21 protein-coding genes are annotated in these 21604 nt (G+C 75.3%); 18 read left to right on the plus strand and 3 right to left on the minus strand.

From position 1 onward, the window contains the following. The first annotated feature begins 56 nt into the window (after positions 1 to 56). Genes ribD through H9657_RS01100 form a run of 7 tightly spaced genes read left to right on the plus strand, consistent with a single transcriptional unit; the run spans position 57 to position 5282 of the window. Positions 57 to 1184 (plus strand): bifunctional diaminohydroxyphosphoribosylaminopyrimidine deaminase/5-amino-6-(5-phosphoribosylamino)uracil reductase RibD, encoded by a 1128-nt coding sequence (gene ribD, locus H9657_RS01070; protein ID WP_404813124.1) that lies wholly within the window; start codon positions 57 to 59, stop codon positions 1182 to 1184. Beyond that, positions 1184 to 1798 carry a riboflavin synthase gene (locus H9657_RS01075; RefSeq protein ID WP_191779462.1) on the plus strand — a complete coding sequence of 205 codons (615 nt, stop codon included), beginning with the start codon at positions 1184 to 1186 and terminating at the stop codon, positions 1796 to 1798. Before ribD ends, H9657_RS01075 begins: the two co-directional genes overlap by 1 nt. Then, a complete protein-coding gene (gene ribA, locus H9657_RS01080) occupies positions 1795 to 3156 on the plus strand; it encodes a GTP cyclohydrolase II (RefSeq protein ID WP_191779464.1) in 1362 nt (453 codons plus the stop codon). Before H9657_RS01075 ends, ribA begins: the two co-directional genes overlap by 4 nt. Beyond that, positions 3153 to 3626, plus strand: coding sequence for a 6,7-dimethyl-8-ribityllumazine synthase (gene ribH, locus H9657_RS01085; RefSeq protein WP_191779466.1), 474 nt, complete (start codon positions 3153 to 3155; stop codon positions 3624 to 3626). Before ribA ends, ribH begins: the two co-directional genes overlap by 4 nt. Before the next feature lie 46 nt (positions 3627 to 3672). Next, positions 3673 to 3936 carry a phosphoribosyl-ATP diphosphatase gene (locus H9657_RS01090; protein ID WP_191779468.1) on the plus strand — a complete coding sequence of 88 codons (264 nt, stop codon included), beginning with the start codon at positions 3673 to 3675 and terminating at the stop codon, positions 3934 to 3936. A gap of 52 nt (positions 3937 to 3988) precedes the next feature. Then, positions 3989 to 4837: an ATP phosphoribosyltransferase gene (gene hisG / locus H9657_RS01095; protein WP_191779469.1), complete on the plus strand. Its 849-nt coding sequence runs from the start codon at positions 3989 to 3991 to the stop codon at positions 4835 to 4837. A 1-nt stretch (position 4838) separates the two neighbouring features. Beyond that, on the plus strand, positions 4839 to 5282 hold the full coding sequence (locus H9657_RS01100) for a PH domain-containing protein (protein ID WP_318241207.1): 444 nt from the start codon (positions 4839 to 4841) through the stop codon (positions 5280 to 5282). 16 nt (positions 5283 to 5298) lie between these two features. On the opposite strand, the gene H9657_RS01105 is transcribed toward H9657_RS01100, so the two are convergent. Next, positions 5299 to 6456: a DUF3866 family protein gene (locus H9657_RS01105; protein ID WP_191779471.1), complete on the minus strand. Its 1158-nt coding sequence runs from the start codon at positions 6454 to 6456 to the stop codon at positions 5299 to 5301. 73 nt (positions 6457 to 6529) lie between these two features. Here H9657_RS01105 and H9657_RS01110 point away from each other — a divergent pair, with 73 nt between their 5' ends. The 9 genes from H9657_RS01110 to lnt all read left to right on the plus strand — a co-directional run bounded on the left by H9657_RS01110 (position 6530) and on the right by lnt (position 17775). After that, entirely contained in the window at positions 6530 to 7609 is a 1080-nt protein-coding gene (locus tag H9657_RS01110) for a helix-turn-helix transcriptional regulator (protein ID WP_225214350.1), read from the plus strand. Next, positions 7602 to 8588: a helix-turn-helix transcriptional regulator gene (locus H9657_RS01115; RefSeq protein WP_191779474.1), complete on the plus strand. Its 987-nt coding sequence runs from the start codon at positions 7602 to 7604 to the stop codon at positions 8586 to 8588. The genes H9657_RS01110 and H9657_RS01115 overlap by 8 nt, the downstream gene beginning before the upstream one ends. 1 nt (position 8589) lies before the next feature. Continuing rightward, positions 8590 to 8922: a hypothetical protein gene (locus tag H9657_RS01120; protein WP_191779476.1), complete on the plus strand. Its 333-nt coding sequence runs from the start codon at positions 8590 to 8592 to the stop codon at positions 8920 to 8922. Between the two features lie 135 nt (positions 8923 to 9057). Then, positions 9058 to 9342 (plus strand): Sec-independent protein translocase subunit TatA, encoded by a 285-nt coding sequence (tatA, locus tag H9657_RS01125; RefSeq protein ID WP_191779478.1) that lies wholly within the window; start codon positions 9058 to 9060, stop codon positions 9340 to 9342. Positions 9343 to 9391: 49 nt separating this feature from the next. Continuing rightward, positions 9392 to 10201, plus strand: a complete 810-nt coding sequence (gene tatC / locus H9657_RS01130) for a twin-arginine translocase subunit TatC (protein WP_191779936.1) — start codon at positions 9392 to 9394, stop codon at positions 10199 to 10201. Next, on the plus strand, positions 10198 to 11112 hold the full coding sequence (locus H9657_RS01135) for a diacylglycerol/lipid kinase family protein (RefSeq protein WP_191779479.1): 915 nt from the start codon (positions 10198 to 10200) through the stop codon (positions 11110 to 11112). The genes tatC and H9657_RS01135 overlap by 4 nt, the downstream gene beginning before the upstream one ends. A gap of 62 nt (positions 11113 to 11174) precedes the next feature. Beyond that, positions 11175 to 14045, plus strand: coding sequence for a DEAD/DEAH box helicase (locus tag H9657_RS01140; protein WP_191779481.1), 2871 nt, complete (start codon positions 11175 to 11177; stop codon positions 14043 to 14045). Positions 14046 to 14139: 94 nt separating this feature from the next. Next, the gene (locus tag H9657_RS01145) at positions 14140 to 15771 is read left to right on the plus strand and encodes an amidohydrolase (protein ID WP_191779484.1); all 1632 of its coding nucleotides are present in this window, start codon (positions 14140 to 14142) and stop codon (positions 15769 to 15771) included. Positions 15772 to 16206: 435 nt separating this feature from the next. Then, positions 16207 to 17775 (plus strand): apolipoprotein N-acyltransferase, encoded by a 1569-nt coding sequence (gene lnt / locus H9657_RS01150; protein WP_191779486.1) that lies wholly within the window; start codon positions 16207 to 16209, stop codon positions 17773 to 17775. Positions 17776 to 17866: 91 nt separating this feature from the next. Here lnt and H9657_RS01155 read toward each other — a convergent pair whose 3' ends face one another. Next, entirely contained in the window at positions 17867 to 18211 is a 345-nt protein-coding gene (locus tag H9657_RS01155) for an RNA polymerase-binding protein RbpA (RefSeq protein WP_191779488.1), read from the minus strand. 285 nt (positions 18212 to 18496) lie between these two features. Between H9657_RS01155 and H9657_RS01160 the strand changes: the two genes are divergently transcribed. After that, positions 18497 to 19444: an aldo/keto reductase gene (locus H9657_RS01160; protein ID WP_225214444.1), complete on the plus strand. Its 948-nt coding sequence runs from the start codon at positions 18497 to 18499 to the stop codon at positions 19442 to 19444. A 32-nt stretch (positions 19445 to 19476) separates the two neighbouring features. Here the strand turns inward: H9657_RS01160 and H9657_RS01165 are convergent, their stop codons facing one another. Further along, on the minus strand, positions 19477 to 19929 hold the full coding sequence (locus tag H9657_RS01165) for a hypothetical protein (protein ID WP_191779492.1): 453 nt from the start codon (positions 19927 to 19929) through the stop codon (positions 19477 to 19479). 555 nt (positions 19930 to 20484) lie between these two features. Between H9657_RS01165 and H9657_RS01170 the strand changes: the two genes are divergently transcribed. Then, entirely contained in the window at positions 20485 to 21576 is a 1092-nt protein-coding gene (locus tag H9657_RS01170) for a fatty acid desaturase family protein (protein WP_191779938.1), read from the plus strand. Positions 21577 to 21604 lie beyond the last annotated feature (28 nt).

Consider the following 21604-nt stretch of genomic DNA (forward strand, 5'->3'; position numbering starts at 1 on the left):
TGCGGCATGCCGCCCGAGCGACCCCGGAGCCCTCGAGGCGACGGAGGTGCAGGGTGATGAGCGCGACGACCGGTGCGACGTGCGTCCCCGGACGCGACCCGGTCGTGCCCGGCGCGGCCCCCCACGAGCTCGCGGCGATGGGCCGTGCCCTGGAGCTCGCCGCCCGCGGCCCGTACGGCCCGAACCCTCGCGTGGGGTGCGTCCTGCTGGCGCCGGACGGCACGACCCTCGGTGAGGGCTGGCACCGGGGTGCGGGCACCGCGCACGCCGAGGTGGCCGCTCTCGCGGACGCCCGCGAGCGCGGTGCGCAGGTGCGCGGTGCGACGGCGGTCGTGACGCTGGAGCCCTGCGACCACACCGGGCGGACGGGGCCGTGCTCCGTGGCGCTGCTGGACGCGGGCGTCGCGCGCGTCGTGGTGGCTGTGTCGGACCCGAACCCGGTGGCGGCGGGAGGAGCGGACCGGCTGCGCGCGGCGGGGGTCGACGTCGTGACCGGTGTCCTGGGGGAGCAGGGCGTCGAGGCGCTGGGTGCGTGGCTGCCGGCCGTGCGCGGTGGCCGACCGTTCGTGACGCTGAAGATCGCCACGTCGCTCGACGGTCGGGTCGCCGCTGCCGACGGCACGAGCCGCTGGATCACGTCGGAGGTCGCGCGGCGGCACGCGCACGCGCTGCGGCAGCAGGTCGGGGCGATCGTCGTGGGGACGGGCACGGCGCTCCTGGACGACCCGGCGCTGACCGCGCGCGCGGTGGACGGGTCCCTGGTCGAGCAGCAGCCCCTGCGCGTCGTCGTGGGGTCGCGCGACGTGCCGGCGGGCGCGCGGCTGCGCGGGCCGGGCGGAGAGCTGGTCCAGGTCAGGACGCACGACCCCGCGCGGGTGCTCGCGGTGCTGCACGAGCGCGAGGTCCGGCACGTCCTCGTGGAGGGCGGTCCGACGCTCGCGGCGGCGTTCCTCGCGGCGGGCCTCGTCGACGAGGTGCACGCGTACGTCGCGCCGGTCCTGCTGGGGGCCGGTGCGGGCGCCGTCGGGGACCTCGGCATCACGACGATCTCGCAGGCGCTGCGGCTGGTGCCGAGCGAGGTCCTCCCGCTGGGGCCGGACGTGCTCGTCGTCGCGACGCCCCAACGCCCGCCGGGCGGCGCTGCCGCGCCGGCCGCACGCACGTCCACCGAGGAGGAGAGCTGATGTTCACCGGGATCGTCGAGGAGATGGGCACGGTCGTGGCCCTGGTACCGGGTGACGGTGCGGAGGCGGACGCGCGGTTGCGGGTCCGTGGACCGCTCGTCACGTCGGACGCGTCGCTGGGCGACTCGATCGCGGTGAGCGGCGTGTGCCTGACGGTCGCAGAGCTGCCCGGCGACGGCTCGTTCGTGGCGGACGTCATGCCGGAGACGCTGCGCCGCTCGGCGCTCGGGGACCTGACGGCGGGTGACCCGGTGAACCTGGAGCGGGCTCTGGCGGTCGGCGGACGGTACGGCGGGCACGTCGTGCAGGGCCACGTCGACGGGGTCGGGACGGTCCGCTCGCGCCGCCCCGGGCCGCGGTGGGACGAGGTCGAGATCGGTCTGGACCCGGCGCTCGCGCGGTACGTCGCGGAGAAGGGGTCGATCACGGTGCAGGGCGTGTCCCTGACGGTGACGCACGTGGGTGACGACTCGTTCGGGGTCTCGCTCATCCCGACGACGCTGCAGGTCACGACGCTGGGCGCGCTCGCGCCGGGGGCGCGTGTGAACCTCGAGGTGGACGTGCTCGCGAAGTACACCGAACGGCTGCTGGCGACGGCGGGGGTGACGCGGTGAGCGCGGACATCCGGCTGGGGACCGTCGAGGAGGCGCTCGAGGCGCTGCGTGCCGGTCGGCCCGTGGTCGTCGCGGACTCCCAGGACCGGGAGAACGAGGCGGACGTCGTCCTCGCGGCGCAGTCCGCGACGCCGGAGTGGGTGGCGTGGACCATCCGGCACTCGTCGGGCTACCTGTGCGCGCCGATGCCCGCGGCGCGCGCCGACGCGCTGGACCTGCCGCTGATGGTGCCGCACAGCCAGGACCCGCGGCGCACCGCCTACACGGTCACCGTGGACGCCGCGACGGGTGTCACGACCGGCATCTCGGCCGCGGACCGGGCGCGCACGCTGCGTGTCCTGGCGGACCCCGCGTCGGGCCGGGGCGACCTGATCCGGCCCGGGCACGTCCTGCCCCTGCGCGCGGTGCCCGGTGGGGTGCTGCACCGTGCGGGGCACACCGAGGCGGCGGTCGACCTGTGCCGGCTCGCGGGCCTCGAGCCGGTCGGTGCGATCGCCGAGCTGGTGCGCGACGACGGCCAGATGGTCCGGCTGCCGGAGGCGGCACGCATCGCCGCCGACGCGGGTCTGGTCCTGCTGACGATCGCCGACCTGCGGGCGTGGCGTGCCGAGCACGACGGCCTCGAGCCCGTGGACGTCGAGCCCGACGCGGCGCCGCGCGTGCACGCCACGCACACGGCGTACCTGCCGACGCGCCACGGCGACTTCCGCATCCACGGGTTCCGCGACCTGCGCACGGGTGACGAGCACGTCGCCCTCGTGTCGACCTCGGGCCTCGCGGACGAGCCGACCGTGCGGGTGCACTCGGAGTGCCTGACCGGTGACGCGTTCGGCTCGGCGCGCTGCGACTGCGGGCCGCAGCTCGACGCGGCCCTGGAGATCGCCGCCGCCGAGGGGGGCGCCGTGGTGTACCTGCGGGGCCACGAGGGCCGGGGGATCGGCCTGCTCGCGAAGGTCGCCGCCTACGCGCTGCAGGACGACGGCCGGGACACGGTCGAGGCGAACGTGGACCTCGGGTGGCCGGCGGACCGGCGCGAGTACGGCGCCGCGGCCGGCATCCTGGCGCAGCTCGGCGTACGCCGTGTGCGGCTGCTGACGAACAACCCCGCCAAGGTCGCGGGCCTGCGCGCGCACGGCATCGACGTCACGCAGGTGCGTGGCCTCGAGGTCGGACGCACCCCGCACAACGAGGCGTACCTGCGCACCAAGGCCACGAGCATGGGCCACGCGCTGCACCTCGACGGCGACACGCCGCGCCTCGAGCCGGCCGTGCGCGTCGCCCCCGTCCTCGCCGGCCCCGCACCCGCGGGCGCCGACACCACCGACCACACGTTCGACCCTCTGGAGGAGCTGGCATGAGCGGCGCAGGCGCACCCACCCTGGACCTGGACGGGCACGGCCTGCGGGTCGTCGTCGTGGCGGCCAGCTGGCACACCGAGGTGATGGACGGCCTGGTCGCCGGTGCGCAGCGCGCACTGGCCGAGGCGGGCGTCGAGGACGTCACGACCGTGCGCGTCCCCGGCTCGTTCGAGCTCCCCGTCGCCGCGCAGCGCGCGGCCGGCGCCGCCGACGCGGTCGTCGCGCTCGGCGTCGTCATCCGCGGCGGCACCCCGCACTTCGACTTCGTGTGCCAGGCCGCCACCTGGGGCCTGACGGAGGTGGCCCTGCGCACCGGGGTGCCGGTGGGATTCGGCGTCCTGACGTGCGACGACGAGCAGCAGGCGCTCGATCGTGCCGGCCTGCCCGGATCGCACGAGGACAAGGGCGCCGAGGCCGCGCAGGCCGCCGTCGCGACGGCCCTGACGCTGCGCACCCTGGCCGACGCGTGACGGACGCGTGTGCGCCGCGGGTCGGACGGGCGTCTAGGCTCGACGCGTGAAGTCGTTCGAGGAGCTCTTCGCCGAGCTGTCCCACAAGGCCACCACCCGCCCCGACGGGTCGGGCACCGTCGCCGAGCTCGACGCCGGCGTCCACGCCATCGGCAAGAAGGTCGTCGAGGAGGCCGCCGAGGTCTGGATGGCCGCCGAGCACGAGTCCGACGAGCGTGCCGCCGAGGAGATCTCCCAGCTGCTCTACCACCTGCAGGTGCTCATGCTCGCCAAGGGGCTGACCCTGCAGGACGTGTACGCGCACCTGTGACGGCGACCACGCCCGCCCTGCCCCCGACATCCCCCGAACCACCGAGGACACCGTGCTGAGGATCGCCGTCCCCAACAAGGGCTCCCTGTCGGAGCCCGCCTGCGACATGCTCCGCGAGGCCGGCTACCGCCAGCGCCGCGACTCCCGTGAGCTCGTCCTGCCCGACCCCGACAACGACGTGGAGTTCTTCTTCCTGCGTCCGCGCGACGTCGCCGTGTACGTCGGCGCCGGGACGGTCGACGTCGGGATCACCGGTCGCGACCTGCTCATCGACTCCGCGTCGTCCGCGGTCGAGCACCTCCCGCTCGGGTTCGCCCGCTCCACGTTCCGGTTCGCCGGCACCGCAGGGACCCTCACGGACGCGCGGCAGGTCGCCGGGCTGCGGGTCGCGACGTCGTACTCCGAACTCGTCGCCGCCTACCTGCGCGAGCGCGGCATCGAGCCCGCGGCCGTCGTGCGGCTCGACGGGGCGGTCGAGTCCGCGATCCAGCTGGGCGTCGCGGACGTCATCGCCGACGTCGTCGAGACCGGGTCGACGCTGCGCGCCGCCGGGCTCGAGGTCTTCGGGGAGCCGATCCTGCGCTCCGAGGCCGTCCTGGTGCGCCGCGCCGACGTCGACCAGCCCGCCGGGCTCGACGTCCTGACGCGCCGCCTGCAGGGCGTGCTGACCGCGCGCGAGTACGTCCTCATGGACTACGACGTGCCTCTGGAGCTCGTCGAGCAGGCCGTCGCCATCACGCCCGGCCTGGAGTCCCCGACGGTGTCGCCGCTGCACAACGGGCAGTGGGCCGCCGTGCGGGCCATGGTGCCGCGCAGCCAGACCAACCGCGTCATGGACTCGCTGTACGACGTCGGCGCGCGCGCGATCCTCGTGACCTCGATCCTGGCCTGCCGGATCTGACGTGACGGCCGCCGACGACCTCGCAGCACCGTTCCGGCCCCGCCTGGCGCGGTTCGTGACGATCGCCGTGGCGGTCGTGGTCCTCGCCCTCACCGTCGTCCTCGTCACGACCATGCCCGGCCTGGCGACGCTCGACCAGGCCGGCTTCGTGCTGTTCTCCCTGCTCATCGCGTGGTTCTGCTGGCGCCAGGCGTCCGTGAGCGCTGTCCCGGACGACACGGGGCTGCGCGTGCGCAACCTGCTCATCACGACGCACGTCCCGTGGGCGCAGATCGTGTCCGTGCGCTTCGGCCAGGGACGTCCCTGGGTGCAGCTCGACCTCGCCGACGGCGACACGCTCGCCGTCATGGGCGTGCAGCGCGCCGACGGTCAACGCGCCGACCAGGAGGCGCGCCGGCTCGCGACCCTCGTCGCACGACGCACCGCCACCAGCCGCGACGACTGACGCCCGCGCCGGGACCTCAGGCCACGGTCACCGCGTGCGCGCCGGCCACCGCTGCGGCGAGGAAGGCCGCCGGGTCCGCGTCCAGGCCACGGCCCATGGTCGACAGCCGCACCGGGCACGTCCGCAGGGCGTCGAGCAGCTCCGTGCCCGCAGCCCCCGTCGTGGCCGTGTGGCGGCCCTGCGGCACCGCGAGCGCGGCGGCCTGACCCGCGACGCGGTCCGACAGCGCCGCCCACGCCGCACCGTCGGGGTCGGCCGTGAGGTCCTGCGGCGTGCCCGGCAGGTCGGGGGAGAAGACCGGGACGACCACGTCCGCGGGGCACAGCGCGACCTGTCCGTACGCCGTCAGGGAGTGGTGGGAGACGCCCAGGTGCCGCTCGCGCGCGTCGGCCCCCGAGACGCGCAGCGACGCGACGGGACGCCCACCGAGCACCCCCGCGGCGTTGAGGGCCTCGCCCGCGGCGACGCCCGAGAACCCCCACCGGGTGCCGGTGCCGAGGTTGCCGGGACCCTGCGCGACCACCACGAGGTCCGCGCCGAGCACGTGACGCGCCGCGAGCAGGCCCGTGTGGACCGTGACCGCCTCGAGGTCGCCGCCGAACGCCTGCCCGGTGGTGATGCACGCCGAGATCCACCCGGCCGTCCGCAGCGCGTCGACCGCGCGCGAGAACCAGGCGGGCAGCGCGCCGCCGTCCGTCATGACGTACGCCACGCGCGGCTCCGGCACGCCCAGCTGCGCGGCGGCCGCGCGGGCCCCCGCGATCACCGCGGGCACCGCCGAGTGCAGGTCCGCCACGACGACCGGCAGCCCCTCGAGGTCGTCGGCGTCGCGCAGGACCTCGTGGTGCGGCGACTCCTGGTCGTCGACGCCGAGCACCATCGCCTGCAGGGGCGTGTAGCGGGCCTTGACCAGGTGACCGGGTCCGGGCAGCGGGTCGGGGACCAGCACGTCGGTGCGCGCCACGACCAGCGCGTAGCCGCCCGTGCCCAGGCCGCGCAGCAGCGCGGTGGCGTTGAGCAGCACGTGCGCGCCGGGCACGACCTCACCCACCAGGTGCGGGTACGACAGGGCGCGGACCGTGCGCTCCTCACCGTCGAGCGCCACCGTCGACTCGCACGCACCGTCCCACCGGGCCCGGCACTCCGTCACCACTCCCGCACGCCATGCGATCACGCGCCCACGCTACCGGCGTGCCGTGCGCCGTCCGCGCCCGTGGCGAGGGCCGCGGCGACTACCGTGGTCACCGATGCCCCCCGCGATCCCGCCCGCCGAGCGCCTGCTCAACCTCGTCATCGCCCTGGTGAACACCCCCGGCCGCATGACGAAGGAGCAGGTGCGCACCTCCGTGGCCGGGTACGGCGACGCCCGGTCCGACGAGGCGTTCGAGCGGATGTTCGAGCGGGACAAGGACACCCTGCGCGAGCTGGGGATCCCCGTGCTGACCGTGACGCACGCCGGGCACGGTGACGACATCGGGTACCGCATCGACACGGCCACCTGGTCGCTGCCGCCCATCGAGCTGACGGCCGCCGAGCTCGGCGTGCTCGCGCTGGCCGCGCAGGTGTGGCAGGACCAGTCGCTGCGGGCCGACTCGACGCGCGCGCTGACCAAGCTGCGCGCCGTGGGCACGGCCCCCGAGGCGCACGACCTCGTGGCCGGGCTGGCGCCTCGCGTGCGTGCCGGCGGCGACGCGTTCGCGCCGCTGGTGGACGCCGTGCAGAACCGCCAGGCCGTGCGCTTCACCTACCACGCGGCGACCACCGGCGAGGTGCGCGAGCGGCGCGTCGAGCCGTGGAAGCTGCTCGCGCGCCGCGGCGGGTGGGTGCTGCTCGCGCGGGACCGCGACCGCGGCGCGAGCCGCTCCTTCCGGCTCAGCCGCATCCGCGGCACGGTCCGGCCCGTGGGGTCGCCGGGCGGGTTCGAGCCACCGACCGCGCAGGAGCTGGCCGACGCGTCGCGCGCGTGGGTCGGCGACGGCCCGGAACGCACGGCGCTGCTCGCGGTGACGCCGCAGCGGGCGGGGGCCCTGCGGGCGCGCGCCACACCCGTCCCGTCCGACGTCGCGCTGCCTCCCGGCGCCGACGTGGTCCTGCGGGGGCGCGACCTCGTGGCCGTGCCGTACCGCCTGCACTGGGAGCTCGCCGAGGAGCTCGTCGGCTACGGCGACGCAGTCGTCGTGCTCGACCCGCCGCAGGTCCGCGACGCGGTCGTCCGGATGCTGCGCGTCGCGGCGACCCTCGACAGGCTCCCGCGCGTCACCGGCGAGCGGGCGTTCGCACGCCCGGCCGAGGCCGGTCCCGACGTCGAGGAGGCCCGGGGTGCCTGAGCGCGCGAGCGACCGCCTGGTGCGGATGCTGGGGATGATCGCCTACCTCGAGCGGCACGAGGACGTCCCGGTCGACCAGGTCGCGGCCCAGTTCGGCGTCACGCCCGAGCAGGTCATGGCCGACGTCGACACGCTGTGGGTCACCGGCACGCCCGGCTACCTGCCGGACGACCTCATCGACTTCGACGCCTCGTCCTACGAGCAGGGCGTCGTCCGGCTGACCGAGGGCCGCGGCGTCACGCGACCGCTGCGCCTGGGGCCGCGCGAGGGCGTCGCGCTGCTCGCGGCGCTGCGTTCGCTCACGGCCCTGCGTCCCGCGCTCGACGCGGAGCGCGCTGCCGCGCTCGACTCGGTGCTCGCCAAGGTGCAGGCCGCGACGGGTGACGCCGCCGCGGGCGTCCCCGTGGACGTCGAGCTGCAGGTCGGTGCCGTGCCCGCGGTGGCAGCCGCCATCGGGGCGGCGCTCACGGGGCGTCGACGGCTGCGCCTGCGGTACGTCGACGCCTCCGACGTCCTCACCGAGCGCGACGTGGACCCCGTGCGCCTCGTCAGCCAGGACGAGCACTCCTACCTGCTCGCGTGGTCGCTGGCCGCCGACGCCGAGCGCAAGTTCCGGGTCGACCGGATCGTCGAGGCGACCGTCCTCGACGCACCGGCGGACGAGCACCCGCTCGCCGACGACGCCGACGTCTTCCAGCCCGACGCGTCGGGCGAGCTCGTGACCGTCCGCCTCGCGGGCCGCGCCCGCTGGGTCGCCGAGTCCGTGCCCGTCGAGCGCACGCGCGAGCTGGCCGACGGCATGTTCGAGGTCGACCTGCGGGTCGTGCAGCCCGCGTGGCTGCGCCACCTGCTCGTCCAGGTCGCCGACGAGGTGATCGACGTGCGACCGCCGCACGTCGCGCAGGACACCGCCGGTGCGGCGCGTGCGGCCCTGGAGGCCTACGGACCGCTGCTCGGCACGACGACGGGGGAGGCCTGACGTGCTCTGGTTCACGGTGTGGACGGTGCTCGTCCTCGCGACGCTCACCGGCGCGTTCCTCGTGGGGCGCCGCGTGTGGCGCTCGGGGGTCGCCCTCGCGCACGAGCTGGGCCGTGCCGGCGACGTCGCGGCGCAGCTCTCGCAGCGTGCCGCCGAGCTCGAGGACCAGGCGCGGGCGGCGCACGTGGCGCAGCGGCCGGCCCTCGGCGCCGACGCCGAGGAGCTCGGCGCACGCGTCGAGCAGCTGCGGGCCGTCCGGCGCGAGCAGCGCGCCCGGCGCCGCGAGCGGCACCGCACCACCGTGGCCGACGCCGCGACGCGCTGGCTCGGCTGACGCCGCGACGCGCTGGCTCGGCTGACGCCGCGGCACGTCCCGCGCCCACCTCACCGGGTGGCGCACCGCCTCGGGACCCCGGCGCACGACGTACACTCACGGGCGCAGGACACATCGGATCGCAGAGGGGTCGTCATGTTCAGGAACATCAGCGCCTGGCACGTGATCGTGGTCCTGGTGGTGGTCCTGCTGCTGTTCGGGGCGAACCGGCTGCCGGGTCTGGCGAAGAGCATCGGCCAGTCCATGAAGATCTTCAAGAACGAGATCAAGGACCTGTCGGACGACGGCCGGCGCGACGACGCGACCACGCCCACCGGCACGACGGCGACCGGCGCCACGGCTCCGGACCCGCTGACCGGCCAGGGCGGCGGCACCGACGTCCCGCCCCCGCCGGCACCGCCCGCCCCGCCGCGTCCCTGAGCCGCACGTGAGCCGCAAGCCCCGTCGTGTCGCCGACCCCGACGGCCGCATGCCGCTGCGCGAGCACCTGCGCGAGCTGCGCCGCCGGACCGTGCTCATCGCGCTCGGCCTGGTGGTCGGCGCCGTCGCGGGCTGGTTGCTGTACGAGCCGGTCTTCGACCTGCTCCAGCAGCCCATCCTCGACGCGGCCGAGAGACGAGGGCCGCGGGTCTCCCTGAACTTCCAGGGCATCGCGACCGCGTTCGACGTCCAGGTCAAGGTCTCCCTGTTCCTCGGGGTGCTGCTCACCGCGCCGTGGTGGATGTACCAGCTGTGGGCGTTCATCACCCCCGGCCTGACGTCCAAGGAGCGCCGGTACGCGGTCGGGTTCCTCGCGGCCGGGGTGCCGTTGTTCTTCGCCGGCGCCGCGCTCGCCTGGTGGGCCGTGCCCAACGCGGTGCACCTGTTCATCGACTTCGCCCCGGACAGCACCACCAACTTCGTCGACGCCCAGCTCTACCTGGGCTTCGTCATGCGCGTCGTGCTCGCCTTCGGCCTCGGGTTCCTGCTGCCCGTCGTGATGGTCGCGCTCAACTTCGCGGGCCTCGTGCGCGCCCGCACCTGGCTCGCCGCATGGCGCTGGGCCGTCCTGGTCGCGTTCGTGTTCGCCGCCATCGCGACCCCCACACCGGACGTCGTCACGATGCTGGCCGTGGCGATCCCGATCTGCCTGCTGTTCTTCGCCGCGCTCGGCGTCTGCCTGCTGCACGACCGGGGGATCGACCGCAGCCTCGTCGCCCAAGGGCTCCCGCGCCTCGACGGCACCATGGCCGACGACGGTCCCGACCGGACGACCGGCACCGCACCGGGCGCCGCGTGAGCACGCTCGGCCTCGTCGTCAACCCCGCCGCCGGCACGGGCCGCGGCACGAGCGTCGGTCGCCGCGCGCACCGCCTGCTGAGCCGCGCCGGGCACGACGTCCACGACCTGTCGGCCCCGACGCTCGCCCTGGCCACCGACCGGGCACGCCAGGCCGCGACCGCCGGCCTGGACGCCCTGGTCGTCGTCGGTGGCGACGGCATGGTGCACCTCGGCGTGGGGATCGTCGCGGGCACCCCGCTGCCGCTCGGCATCGTCGCCGTCGGCACCGGCAACGACGTCGCGCGCTCCCTCGGCCTGCCCCGGGGCGACGTCGACCGGGCCGTGGCCGTCGTCGACCGTGCGCTGCGCACCGGACCACGCCACGTGGACGCGCTGCGCGCCGGCCCGCTCGACGGCAGCACCGCGCGGTGGTGCGCCGGTGTCCTGTCCTGCGGCCTCGACGCCGCGGTCAACGCGCGCGCCAACGCCCTGACCTGGCCGCACGGGCACGCCCGCTACCTGCGCGCCCTGGTGCCCGAGCTCGCCGCGTTCCGGCCCTACGGCTACCGCGTGCGCGTCGACGACACCACGTGGGAGTCCGCCGGGACCCTCGTCGCCGTCGCCAACACCCCGTGGTTCGGCGGCGGCCTGCCCATCGCACCCGACGCCCGCCCCGACGACGGGCTGCTCGACGTCGTGCTCGCCGGCCCCTTCTCCCGTCGTGGCGCCCTCGGGATCTTCCCGCGCATCTACCGGGGCAGGCACGTCGACGACCCCCGTGTGCGCGTCCTGCGCGGCCGGCGTGTCGTGGTCGAGGCCGCCCCGGACCTCGGCCCGCCCCCGCCGGCCGCGTTCGCGGACGGCGAGCGCGTCGGGGACCTGCCGCTGCTGGTCGAGCTGGTGCCCGGAGCGCTGCGCGTCCTCGGGTGACGCGTCCTCGGTGACGCACGCGCGGCGTGCCGCGCGTCGGCGGGCATGCCTAGGGTGATCCCGTGCCCTCACGTCGCCGCAGCACACGCACCGCGCCCGGTCCCGCTGCGCCCGGACCGGCCACCTCCACGCCGGCCGAGCCGTCGCCCGCCGAGCGCTACGCCGCCTCACGCCGCCGCGCCGCCGCCGACCGCGGCGAGCTCGCCACCTTCCGCGCGCGCCTGGACTTCCCGCTCGACGACTTCCAGGTCGAGGCCTGCGCCGCGCTCGAGCGCGGCAGCGGCGTCCTGGTCGCCGCGCCGACGGGCGCCGGCAAGACGGTCGTGGGGGAGTTCGCCGTGCACCTGGCCCTGGCGGCCGGGCGCAAGGCGTTCTACACGACGCCCATCAAGGCGCTGTCCAACCAGAAGTACGCGGACCTGGCACGCGTGCACGGCAGCGAGCGCGTCGGCCTGCTCACCGGGGACACCACCGTCAACGGCGACGCCGACGTCGTCGTCATGACGACCGAGGTCCTGCGCAACATGCTGTACGCCGGCTCCGCCGCCCTGGACGGGCTGGGGTACGTCGTCATGGACGAGGTCCACTACCTCGCCGACCGCTTCCGCGGCCCCGTGTGGGAGGAGGTGATCATCCACCTGCCCGACGACGTGCAGCTGGTGTCGCTGTCCGCCACCGTGTCCAACGCCGAGGAGTTCGGCGACTGGCTCGCCACGGTCCGCGGCGACACGACCGTCGTGGTCAGCGAGCACCGCCCGGTCCCGCTCGGTCAGCACGTGCTCGTCGGCGACCGTCTCCTGGACCTGTACGCGGGCCACGTCGACCCCACGGCACCCGGTGTCGACCCGCCCATCAACCCGGACCTGACGCACCTGCTGCGTCGCCAACCGCCCGGCGACCGCGAGCGCCGCGGCCCGCGCGACCGCGGCGACCGTGGGCGCGGCGGTCACCGGCCCGCCACCGGCGTGCGTCCCGTGCCGCGCTTCGTCGTCGTCGACGAGCTCGCGCAGGCGGGCCTGCTGCCCGCCATCGTGTTCATCTTCTCCCGCCTCGGCTGCGAGGCGGCCGTGCAGCAGTGCCTGACGGCCGGCGTGCGGCTCACGACGCCCGCCGAGCGCGCCGACATCCGGCGGGTCGCCGAGGAGCGGTGCGCCGCCATCCCGCCCGAGGACCTCGAGATCCTGGGGTACGACGCGTTCGTCGAGGCCCTGGTCCGCGGCGTGGCGGCGCACCACGCGGGCATGCTCCCGCTGTTCAAGGAGACCGTCGAGGACCTGTTCTCGCGCGGCTGGGTCAAGGTCGTGTTCGCCACCGAGACGCTCGCACTCGGCATCAACATGCCCGCCCGGTCCGTCGTGCTCGAGAAGCTCGTCAAGTGGGACGGCAGCGCCCACGTCGACGTCACACCGGGGGAGTACACCCAGCTCACCGGCCGTGCCGGGCGCCGCGGCATCGACACCGAGGGGCACGCGGTCGTCGTCGCGCACGGCGCCCTGGACCCCGTCCAGCTCGCGGGCCTGGCGTCGCGGCGCCTGTACCCGCTGCGCTCGTCCTTCCGGCCCACGTACAACATGGCCGTCAACCTCGTCGCGCAGGTGGGGCGCGAGCGCGCGCGCGACGTCCTGGAGACGTCGTTCGCGCAGTTCCAGGCCGACCGCGGCGTCGTCGGGCTCGCGCGGCAGGCGCAGACGCACGCCGAGGCGCTGGAGGGCTACGCCGAGGCGATGTCCTGCCACCTGGGCGACTTCGGCGAGTACATGGCGCTGCGACGCGCGATCACCGACCGCGAGCGCGGCCTGGCGCGCACCGAGGCCGCCACCCGGCGCGCCGCCGTGACGCGGACCCTCGAGGGGCTGCACGTCGGCGACGTCGTCGAGATCCCCGGCGGGCGCCGCGCGGAGCACGCCGTCGTCGTCGACCCCGGCGGCAAGGGCGGGTTCGACGGGCCGCGGCCCACCGTCCTGACCACCGACCGGCAGATCCGCCGGCTCACCGTCGCCGACGTCGGGACGGGCCTGCGCACCGTGGGCCGGCTCAAGGTGCCCGCCCGGTTCGAGGTGCGCGTGCCCGCGGCCCGGCGCGACCTCGCGGCCCGGCTGCGGTCGCGGCTCGACGAGCTCGACCTGACCCCGGCGCCCGCACGCGGCGGCGGACGGCGTGCGGAGCGCAGGTCGGCCGCCGCCGACGACGCCGAGCTCGAGGCGCTGCGGCGCGACCTGCGCGCGCACCCGTGCCACCGGTGCCCCGACCGGGAGGACCACGCGCGGTGGGCCGAGCGGTGGGCACGGCTGCGCGACGAGCACGCCGCTCTCGTGCGCCGGATCTCGGGACGCACGGGCTCGATCGCGGCCGTGTTCGACCGCATCTGCGACGTGCTGCGCACGCTCGACTACCTCACGACGGACGAGTCGGGGGCGCTGCGCGTCACGCAGGACGGCGGCTGGTTGCGCCGCCTCTACGCCGAGAACGACCTGGTCCTGGCGGAGTGCCTGCGCCGGGGTGTGTGGGAGGAGCTCGACGCCCCCGGTCTCGCGGCCGCCGTCTCGACGATCGTGTACCGCTCGCGGCGCGACGACGACACCGAGGCGCGGGTGCCCGGCGGCCCCGACGGCAGGCTGGGGCGCGCGCTCGACGCCGCGGTGCGGGCCTGGTCGGAGCTCGAGGACCTCGAGCACGGTGCACGCCTCGAGACGATCCAGCCGCTCGACCTGGGTCTGGTCGAGCCGATCCACCGGTGGGCCGCGGGCCGCAGCCTCGACGCCGTGCTGCGGGGGTCCGACCTCGCGGCAGGTGACTTCGTGCGGTGGTGCAAGCAGGTCATCGACGTCCTCGACCAGATCTCGGGGGCGGCGCCGACGGCGCGGCTGCGCACCACGGCCGACCGTGCGGTGACCGCGCTGCGACGCGGGGTCGTCGCGTACTCGGCCGTGTGACCCGCGCTGCGGACGGCCGTGCGGCCCCGTGCGAGCCGGACGACCGTCCGGCGGCGGGGGCATCACCCGTCCGGTGGCCCTATCGTGGACCGATGTGACCTCGACCCTCTACCGGCACGGTGTCGTGCACTCTCCCGCCGACCCCTTCGCGGAGGCGCTGCTCGTCGAGGACGGTGTCGTCGCCTGGATGGGCTCGGACGACACCGCCGACGGGCTCGTCGCCGGCGTCGACGAGGTCGTCGAGCTGCAGGGCGCGCTCGTCGCACCCGGGTTCGTCGACGCGCACGTGCACCTGCTCGAGACGGCGCTGGCCGCCGACGGGCTCGACCTGACGCCCGCCGGGGGAGCGCCGAGCCTCGCGGCGGCGCTCGACGCGGTCGCGCGCGTGGCCGCGTCGCGTGGCCCGGGCGACCGCCGCGTCGTGCACGGCACCGGGTGGGACGAGGGTGCGTGGCCCGAGGGGCGGCCGCCGACCCGGCACGAGCTCGATGCCGCGGGTCAGGGCCTGCCGGTCTACCTCGCGCGCGTCGACGTGCACTCCGCGGTCGTCTCCAGCGCGCTGGCCGACCTCGCAGGCCTGCGGCACCTGCCCGGCTGGTCGGACGACGGCCGCGTGACCGGCGCGGCCCACCACGCCGCCCGCGAGGTGGCGCGCGCCGTGACCCCCGCCGAGCGCACGTCCCTGTACCGCGCCGCACTGGCCGCCGCGGCCGCAGCCGGCATCGTCTCGGTGCACGAGCAGTCCGCGCCGCACGTCGACACCCGGGACGGCCTGCGCGAGCTCCTGGCCACCACCGCGGACGCGGCGTCCGGTCTGCCGCTCGTCGTGGGCTACCGCGCCGAGGCGTGCGTCACCGTGGACGACGCCCGCGCGCTGCTGGCCGACCTGCCCGGGCTCACGGGCATCGGCGGCGACCTCAACGTCGACGGCTCGATCGGCTCGCGGACCGCCGCCCTGCGCAAGCCGTACGCCGACGCACCCGGCACGTCCGGCACGCTGCACCTGTCGGCCGAGCAGATCGCCAACCACGTCACCGCGGTGACGCGCGCCGGCAGCCACGCGGGCTTCCACGTCATCGGTGACCGCGCCCTGGACGAGCTCCTGCTGGGACTGCGGGCCGCCGCGGACGTCGAGGGCACCGCCGCGATCGCCGCCGCGGGGCACCGCGTGGAGCACGCCGAGATGGTCGACGCCCACTCGTTGGCGCAGATCGTGCTCCTCGGCCTGCGGCTGTCCGTCCAGCCCGCGTTCGACGTGGCCTGGGGTGGCCCCGACGGGATGTACGCCACCCGGCTGGGCCGCGGCCGCGCCGCCGCGCTGAACCCCTTCGCCGACCTCGCCGCCGCCGGGGTGCCGCTCGCGCTGGGCTCCGACGCACCCGTGACGCCGTTCGACCCGTGGGCCGGTGTGCGGGGCGCGTCGGCCCACCACGAGGTCGACCAGCGGATCTCCGTGCGGGCCGCGTTCCGGGCCGCGACGCGTGGCGGGTGGCGCCTGGCCGGGCTCGACCACAGCGGGGCCGGTGAGCTGCGCGTGGGGGCACCCGCGCACCTGGCCGTGTGGCAGGCCGAGCACCTCGTGGTGCAGGCCTCGCGCACGTCGTCGTGGAGCGCCGACCCGCGCGCGGGCAGCCCCCTGCTGCCCGACCTGGGCCCCGACGAGCCCGCCCCGCGGTGCCTGCGCACCACGCGCGCCGGCATCGTGCTGCACGACGTGCTCGGCTGAGGGACGTCGCCGACCCGCCGCGGGTGAAAAACAGCGCGGTCCGCGGACCGCGGCGAAACGTCCAAGACGCCCCGAATCGCGACACGCGGGCGACACGCCGGGTGAGACGATCCCCGAGCGGACGAAGCGGACGCACTGGCCTGCATCGATCTCGCTGACCAGCCCGGACGTGCCCTTGACAGGGTGGGTGAGCGGGGTAGTTTCGCAGTGGCCCGTCGTTGCGGGCACCGGAGGGGGACCCACACGTACCGCTGACCGGTGTCGCACGGTCCGAGCTCCGACCGGGTCCGCGCGCTCAACAGAAAACGGCAGGCCTCGTCCTCGCCGGTACGAAGGGCGCGCGGGCCGGTCGGTCGGGCCGGCCGTGCGGTCCGGTGTACCGCCCCCCGGCAGCGGGGGAGCGGTACGCCCACCGTGCTGACGTACCCTGCTGCGGTGCCCCTCCCACCGTCCGCCCGCTGGCTGACGATCGTCCTCGCGGCCGCGGGTGGCTGGATCACCCGCCTCGCGTTCCCCGATCCGGGGTGGTCGCCCCTGGCGCCCGTCGGCATCGCCCTGCTGTACCTGGCGCTGCGCCGCGACTCCGCCCGCTGGAACGCCCTCGTGGGGCTCGTGTGGGGCCTCGCGTGCTTCGGACCGATGATCACGTGGGCCGACGACGCCGTCGGCCCGGTGCCGTGGCTCGCGCTGACGGTCCTCGAGGCGTCGTACGTCGCCCTGTTCGGCGCGGCCTGGGCGTGGGCCCGCCGTGGGCACGCGGTGTGGCGCAGCGGGTGGTGGCAGCTCCTCGCGTTCGTGCTGCTCTGGGTGGCGGCGGAGGAGCTGCGCTCGGCATGGCCCTTCGGCGGGTTCCCGTGGGGCAGGCTCGCGTTCTCCCAGGCCGACTCACCCCTCGCGGCGTTCATGTGGCTCGGCGGGACCCCGCTGCTCAGCGCCGTCGTCGCTGCGCTGGGCGTCCTGCTCGCGCGTGCCGCACTCGCCGCCCGCCAGGTGCGGCTGGGACGCACCGTGGGCGCACTCGCCGCGGCCGGCGCACTCGTCGTGGCCTCGCTGCTGATCCCGCTCGACACCGTCGCCCAGGACGGCACGCTGCGCGTCGGGGCCGTGCAGGGCAACGTGCCCGAGCCCGGGCGGCTCGACGCGTTCGGCGAGCGACGCCAGGTCCTCGACAACCACGTGGCCGGGACCCGCGCGCTGCTCGACCGCGTCGAGCCGGGCGCGCTGGACGTCGTCCTGTGGCCCGAGAACGGGACGGACATCGACCCGCAGGTCGACGAGGAGGCCGCGCGCCTCATCGACGGCGTCGCGCAGGAGGTCGCCGCACCGATGCTCGTGGGCACCGTGCAGTACCCGCCGGAGGGCGGGCGCTACAACACGGCGGTGCTGTGGCAGCCGGGCGTGGGGCCGGTCGCGACGTACTCCAAGCAGCGTCCGGCTCCGTTCGCCGAGTACATCCCCATGCGCTCGTTCGTCCGGCACTTCTCCGACGCGGTCGACCTCGTGACGCGCGACATGCTCCCCGGGACGGAGCCCGGCGTCGTGCCGGTGGACTCGCCGCGGCTGGGTCGCACCGTCGTCGTCGGCGACGTCATCTGCTTCGAGGTCGCCTACGACGCGATCGTCCGCGAGGCGGTCGCCGAGGGTGGCGAGGTGCTCGTCGTGCAGACCAACAACGCGTCCTTCGGCTGGTCCGACGAGTCCACCCAGCAGCTCGCGATGTCACGGCTGCGCGCCATCGAGCACGGCCGGGCCACCGTCCAGATCTCGACCGTCGGGGTCAGCGCCATGATCGCGCCCAACGGGGCCGTCCTGCAGCGGACCGAGCTGTTCACCGCGGACCAGATGATCGCCACGCTGCCGCTGCGGCAGTCGCTGACGCCGGCGACGCGTGCGGGGGAGTGGCCCGCGCTCACGGTCGACCTGCTCGCCGTGTGGATCGTGCTCGCGGGCATGGTCGGGGCGGCACGGCTGCCGCGCGACCAGCGCCCGGACGGGCCCGCCTGAGCCCTCCCGCGCGGCGTCCGCGCCCGGACAGCACGACGCCCCGGTGGAGAACCACCGGGGCGTCGTCGAGGCACGAGGAACGTGCCGGAGATCAGGCGCTGCGGCGCAGCTTGCCCGCGCGCAGCAGGCCGAGACGCTCGTCGAGCAGCTCCTGCAGCTCGTTGACCGTCCGCCGCTCCAGGAGCATGTCCCAGTGCGTGCGCGGGGGCTTGCCCGCCTTGGCCTCGGGCTGCGCGGCGTCCCGCAGGAGCGCCTCGGCGCCGCACCGGCACTCCCAGACCAGGGGGACGTCGGCCTCCACCGAGAACGGCAGGATGATGGTGTGCCCGTTGGGGCAGTCGTAGTGCGCCTGGAGCCGAGGGGCGAAGTCGACGCCCTCCTCGGTCTCCATGCTGTGGGACCCGATGCGCATGCCGCGCAGGGACCTGTTGGCCATGGTGGACCTCCGTGCCGTGTCGTCCCGGTGGCTCGAGCGTGCGAGCCCCGCCGGATCGTGAGTCGAATCGTTCTACTGCCTGACAGTCCAACGTGGCCGGGCACCCCGATGTTCCGGCCTGCCGTGAAGGTCTGGTGAACACACACTTTGGCAGGAACGCAGGCGCGTCGCGCGCCAGGACGGGGCGACGCGGCCGATCCACCCGGATTTGGTCCGCACGGTGGTCCGGTCGGGTGGTGCCGCGCGGCGGGGTCATGACGCGTGCCTAGGCTGGTGCGCATGACCATGACCTTCCGCCGTCTCGGCGACAGCGGCCTGACCGTCTCGACCGCCGGCCTGGGGTGCAACACGTTCGGTGCCACGCTCGCCCCCGAGCACGTCGGGGACGTCGTCGGCGCGGCGCTCGACGCGGGCGTCACGCTCTTCGACACCGCCGACGTGTACGGGGGAGTGCCCGGGCAGAGCGAGGAGCTGCTGGGGGCGACGCTGAAGGGGCGGCGGGACGACGTCGTGATCGCGACGAAGTTCGGGCTCGACGTCGGCGGCCTCAACGGGGCGGACTGGGGCGCCCGCGGGTCGCGCCGCTACGTCCGACGTGCGATCGAGGGGTCCCTGCGCAGGCTCGGGACCGACCACGTCGACCTCTACCAGCTGCACAGCCCGGACCTCGCGACGCCCGTCGAGGAGACCCTCGCCGCGCTGCACGAGCTCGTCGTCGAGGGCAAGGTCCGCTACCTCGGGTCCTCGAACCTCGCGGCCTGGCAGGTCGTCGACGCGGACTGGACCGCCCGTACGGCGGGGACGTCCCCGTTCGTCTCCGCGCAGAACAGGTACAACCTGCTGGACCGGGGGATCGAGGCCGACCTCGTGCCCGCCGCCGAGCACGTGGGCGTCGGCATCCTGCCGTACGTGCCTCTCGCCTCGGGCCTGCTGACGGGCAAGTACCGCCGGGGGGCACAGGCCCCCGAGGGCAGCCGGCTGTCGCGCATGCCGCAACGGCTCGCCGCGGCCGACTTCGACCGCATCGAGGCCCTGGCGGAGCTCGCCGACGCGTGGGGCGTCGACCTGCCCACCGTCGCTCTCGGCGGCCTGGCGGCCCAGCCCGCGGTCGCGTCGATCATCTCCGGCGCCCGGACCCCTGAGCAGGTGCGGGCCAACGTGGCGGCGGCTCTGTGGGAGCCGACGCTCGAGCAGCTCGCGGCGATCGACGACGCCGCACCGGGACCCGTCTGAGCAGGACCCGTCTGACGGGGACGGCACGCGCGTCACGGCGCGAGCACGCGCGCCCGGTGCTCGCCGATCGCGACGACCGCGCTGACGCGCACGCCCAGGTCGTCGCCCGCCACCCGCAGCGCGTGCTCCCACGTACGTTCGAACGCACCACGGTCACCGCCCGCGGCGCGCACGATCGCCACGGCGATCGAGCCGCCCGGGGCGTCGTGCGCCACGATGTCGCCCATCGCGACGACGACCTGACGCACCTGCACCGGGTCCGGCTGCAGCGGGATCCCGACCAGCGGCAGCACGACCGGCAGCATCATGCCCGCGGCGTCGAGCAGCACGAGCCACAGCGCGGGCGGCCCGGCGCGTTCCGGGCCCACGAGCGAGAGCATGACCTCGAGCACGTCGTCGACGTCGCGCAGCGGGTACGCCGGCACCGCCGGCAGGTCGTCGTCGGGCCCGGGTGCGGCCCATCCGGGTGAGTTGTCGGGGTCCATGGCTCGAGCGTGGTGCCGAGCGTCCGGCCGACGGCGCGGCGACGGCACATCTGTGGGTCGGCCGACCCACCGGACGGCCTGTGGTCGGTTCGGTGCCCGCGGCGGACGGTCGGCGGTGAGCAGCACGCCCGTCCACGCCGGTGCGCGTCGTGCAGGACGCACCGCGCTGCTGCTTCGGACGACCCCTTCCCGACCTCCGTCCCGTAACGCCGATAATGTGCATTATGTCAGAACGCGGTTCTCCGACCGCTCCCGGCCGCATGCACACGGGCCGCGAGCCGGCGTGCTCGGGTCCCCGCCGAATCGGACACCCGGGTCCCCGGACGTGTGCGCGCGGCGCGCCCGTGACGGCGCGCGGGCGTCGGCCGCCGACTGTGGCCGCCGGGCATGTCCACCCGTACCATCAGGCGACGTCACGGACGATGACGACCGTCCGGCGCCCCAGAGTCGCCACACGCACCCGAAGGAGGGCTACATGCCTGCCCAGTGCTCCCCTGTCCCCAGAGGCCTCGGACGCCTCGCGACGACGACGTGGACGAGGTAGGCGCAGTGGACATGCAGCACATGCCGGCGACCGCCGTCCACGAGGGCGCCCGCGTGCGTGAGCGCGTGGTCAGCGACTTCACGGCACTGAGCCGTACGGTCGAGGCGGCGGGACTCCTGCGCCGGCGGCACGCGTACTACTGGACGCGGTTCGTCGTGCTGACCCTGCTCCTCGCAGGCCTGGTCGCCGCGCTCGTCATCGGCGGGCCGTCCTGGTGGCAGCTCGTCACCGCGGCGCTGCTCGCCCTCGTGCTGGGGCAGGTGATGTTCCTGGGTCATGACGCCGCCCACCGGCAGATCTTCGACTCGGGACGCTGGAACGACTGGGCCAGCCTGGTGATCGCGAACCTCTACGCCGGCATGAGCTACGGCTGGTGGCAGCACAAGCACTCGCGCCACCACGCCAAGCCCAACCAGATCGGCGCGGACCCGGACATCGGCACCGGCGCCCTGGTCTTCCACACCGAGGACCTCAAGGAGCCGCGCTCCGGGCTCGTCGGGTGGTTCACGCAGCGCCAGGGCTGGCTGTTCTTCCCGCTGCTGCTGCTCGAAGGCATGAACCTGCACATCTCCGGCGTCAAGACGATCTTCGGGCGAGGGCCGGTCAAGCGGCGCCCGGTCGAGATCGCCTTCGTCACCGCCCGCATCGGCGGGTACCTCGCGCTCGTGTTCTGGGTGCTGCCCGTCGGCATGGCGTTCGCGTTCCTCGGGGTCCAGCTGGGCCTCTTCGGCCTGTACATGGGCGCCGTCTTCGCGCCGAACCACAAGGGCATGCCGCTGGTCCCCCGCGACGCCCGCATCGACTTCCTGCGCCGGCAGGTCCTCATGAGCCGCAACGTGCGGGGCGGTCGCCTGACCGACCTCTTCATGGGCGGCCTGAACTACCAGATCGAGCACCACCTGTTCCCCAGCATGCCGCGGCCCCACCTGCGCCGCGTCCAGCCGACGGTCCGGGAGTTCTGCGCCGAGCGCGGCATCCCCTACACCGAGACCTCGCTCCTGGAGTCCTACGGGATCGTCATCCGGCACCTCAACGCCGTCGGCCTCGCGGCCCGCGACCCGTTCCAGTGCCCGCTGACGGAGCAGTACCGCTCTGCGCGATGACGCGCACGTCGCGGCCGCGCCTGTGGCG

It is taken from the genome of Cellulomonas avistercoris (assembly GCF_014836445.1).
Taxonomy (GTDB): Bacteria; Actinomycetota; Actinomycetes; order Actinomycetales; family Cellulomonadaceae; genus Cellulomonas; species Cellulomonas avistercoris.

Bases quoted from the DNA above. Each gene is read 5' to 3' on its own strand.
- ribH (WP_191779466.1), top strand. From the start codon at position 3,153: ATGAGCGGCGCAGGCGCACCCACCCTGGACCTGGACGGGCACGGCCTG.
- ribD (WP_404813124.1), top strand. From the start codon at position 57: ATGAGCGCGACGACCGGTGCGACGTGCGTCCCCGGACGCGACCCGGTC.
- H9657_RS01165 (WP_191779492.1), bottom strand. From the start codon at position 19,929: ATGGACCCCGACAACTCACCCGGATGGGCCGCACCCGGGCCCGACGAC.
- tatC (WP_191779936.1), top strand. From the start codon at position 9,392: ATGCCGCTGCGCGAGCACCTGCGCGAGCTGCGCCGCCGGACCGTGCTC.
- H9657_RS01155 (WP_191779488.1), bottom strand. From the start codon at position 18,211: ATGGCCAACAGGTCCCTGCGCGGCATGCGCATCGGGTCCCACAGCATG.
- H9657_RS01170 (WP_191779938.1), top strand. From the start codon at position 20,485: ATGCAGCACATGCCGGCGACCGCCGTCCACGAGGGCGCCCGCGTGCGT.
- H9657_RS01160 (WP_225214444.1), top strand. From the start codon at position 18,497: ATGACCTTCCGCCGTCTCGGCGACAGCGGCCTGACCGTCTCGACCGCC.
- H9657_RS01110 (WP_225214350.1), top strand. From the start codon at position 6,530: ATGCCCCCCGCGATCCCGCCCGCCGAGCGCCTGCTCAACCTCGTCATC.
- tatA (WP_191779478.1), top strand. From the start codon at position 9,058: ATGTTCAGGAACATCAGCGCCTGGCACGTGATCGTGGTCCTGGTGGTG.
- H9657_RS01075 (WP_191779462.1), top strand. From the start codon at position 1,184: ATGTTCACCGGGATCGTCGAGGAGATGGGCACGGTCGTGGCCCTGGTA.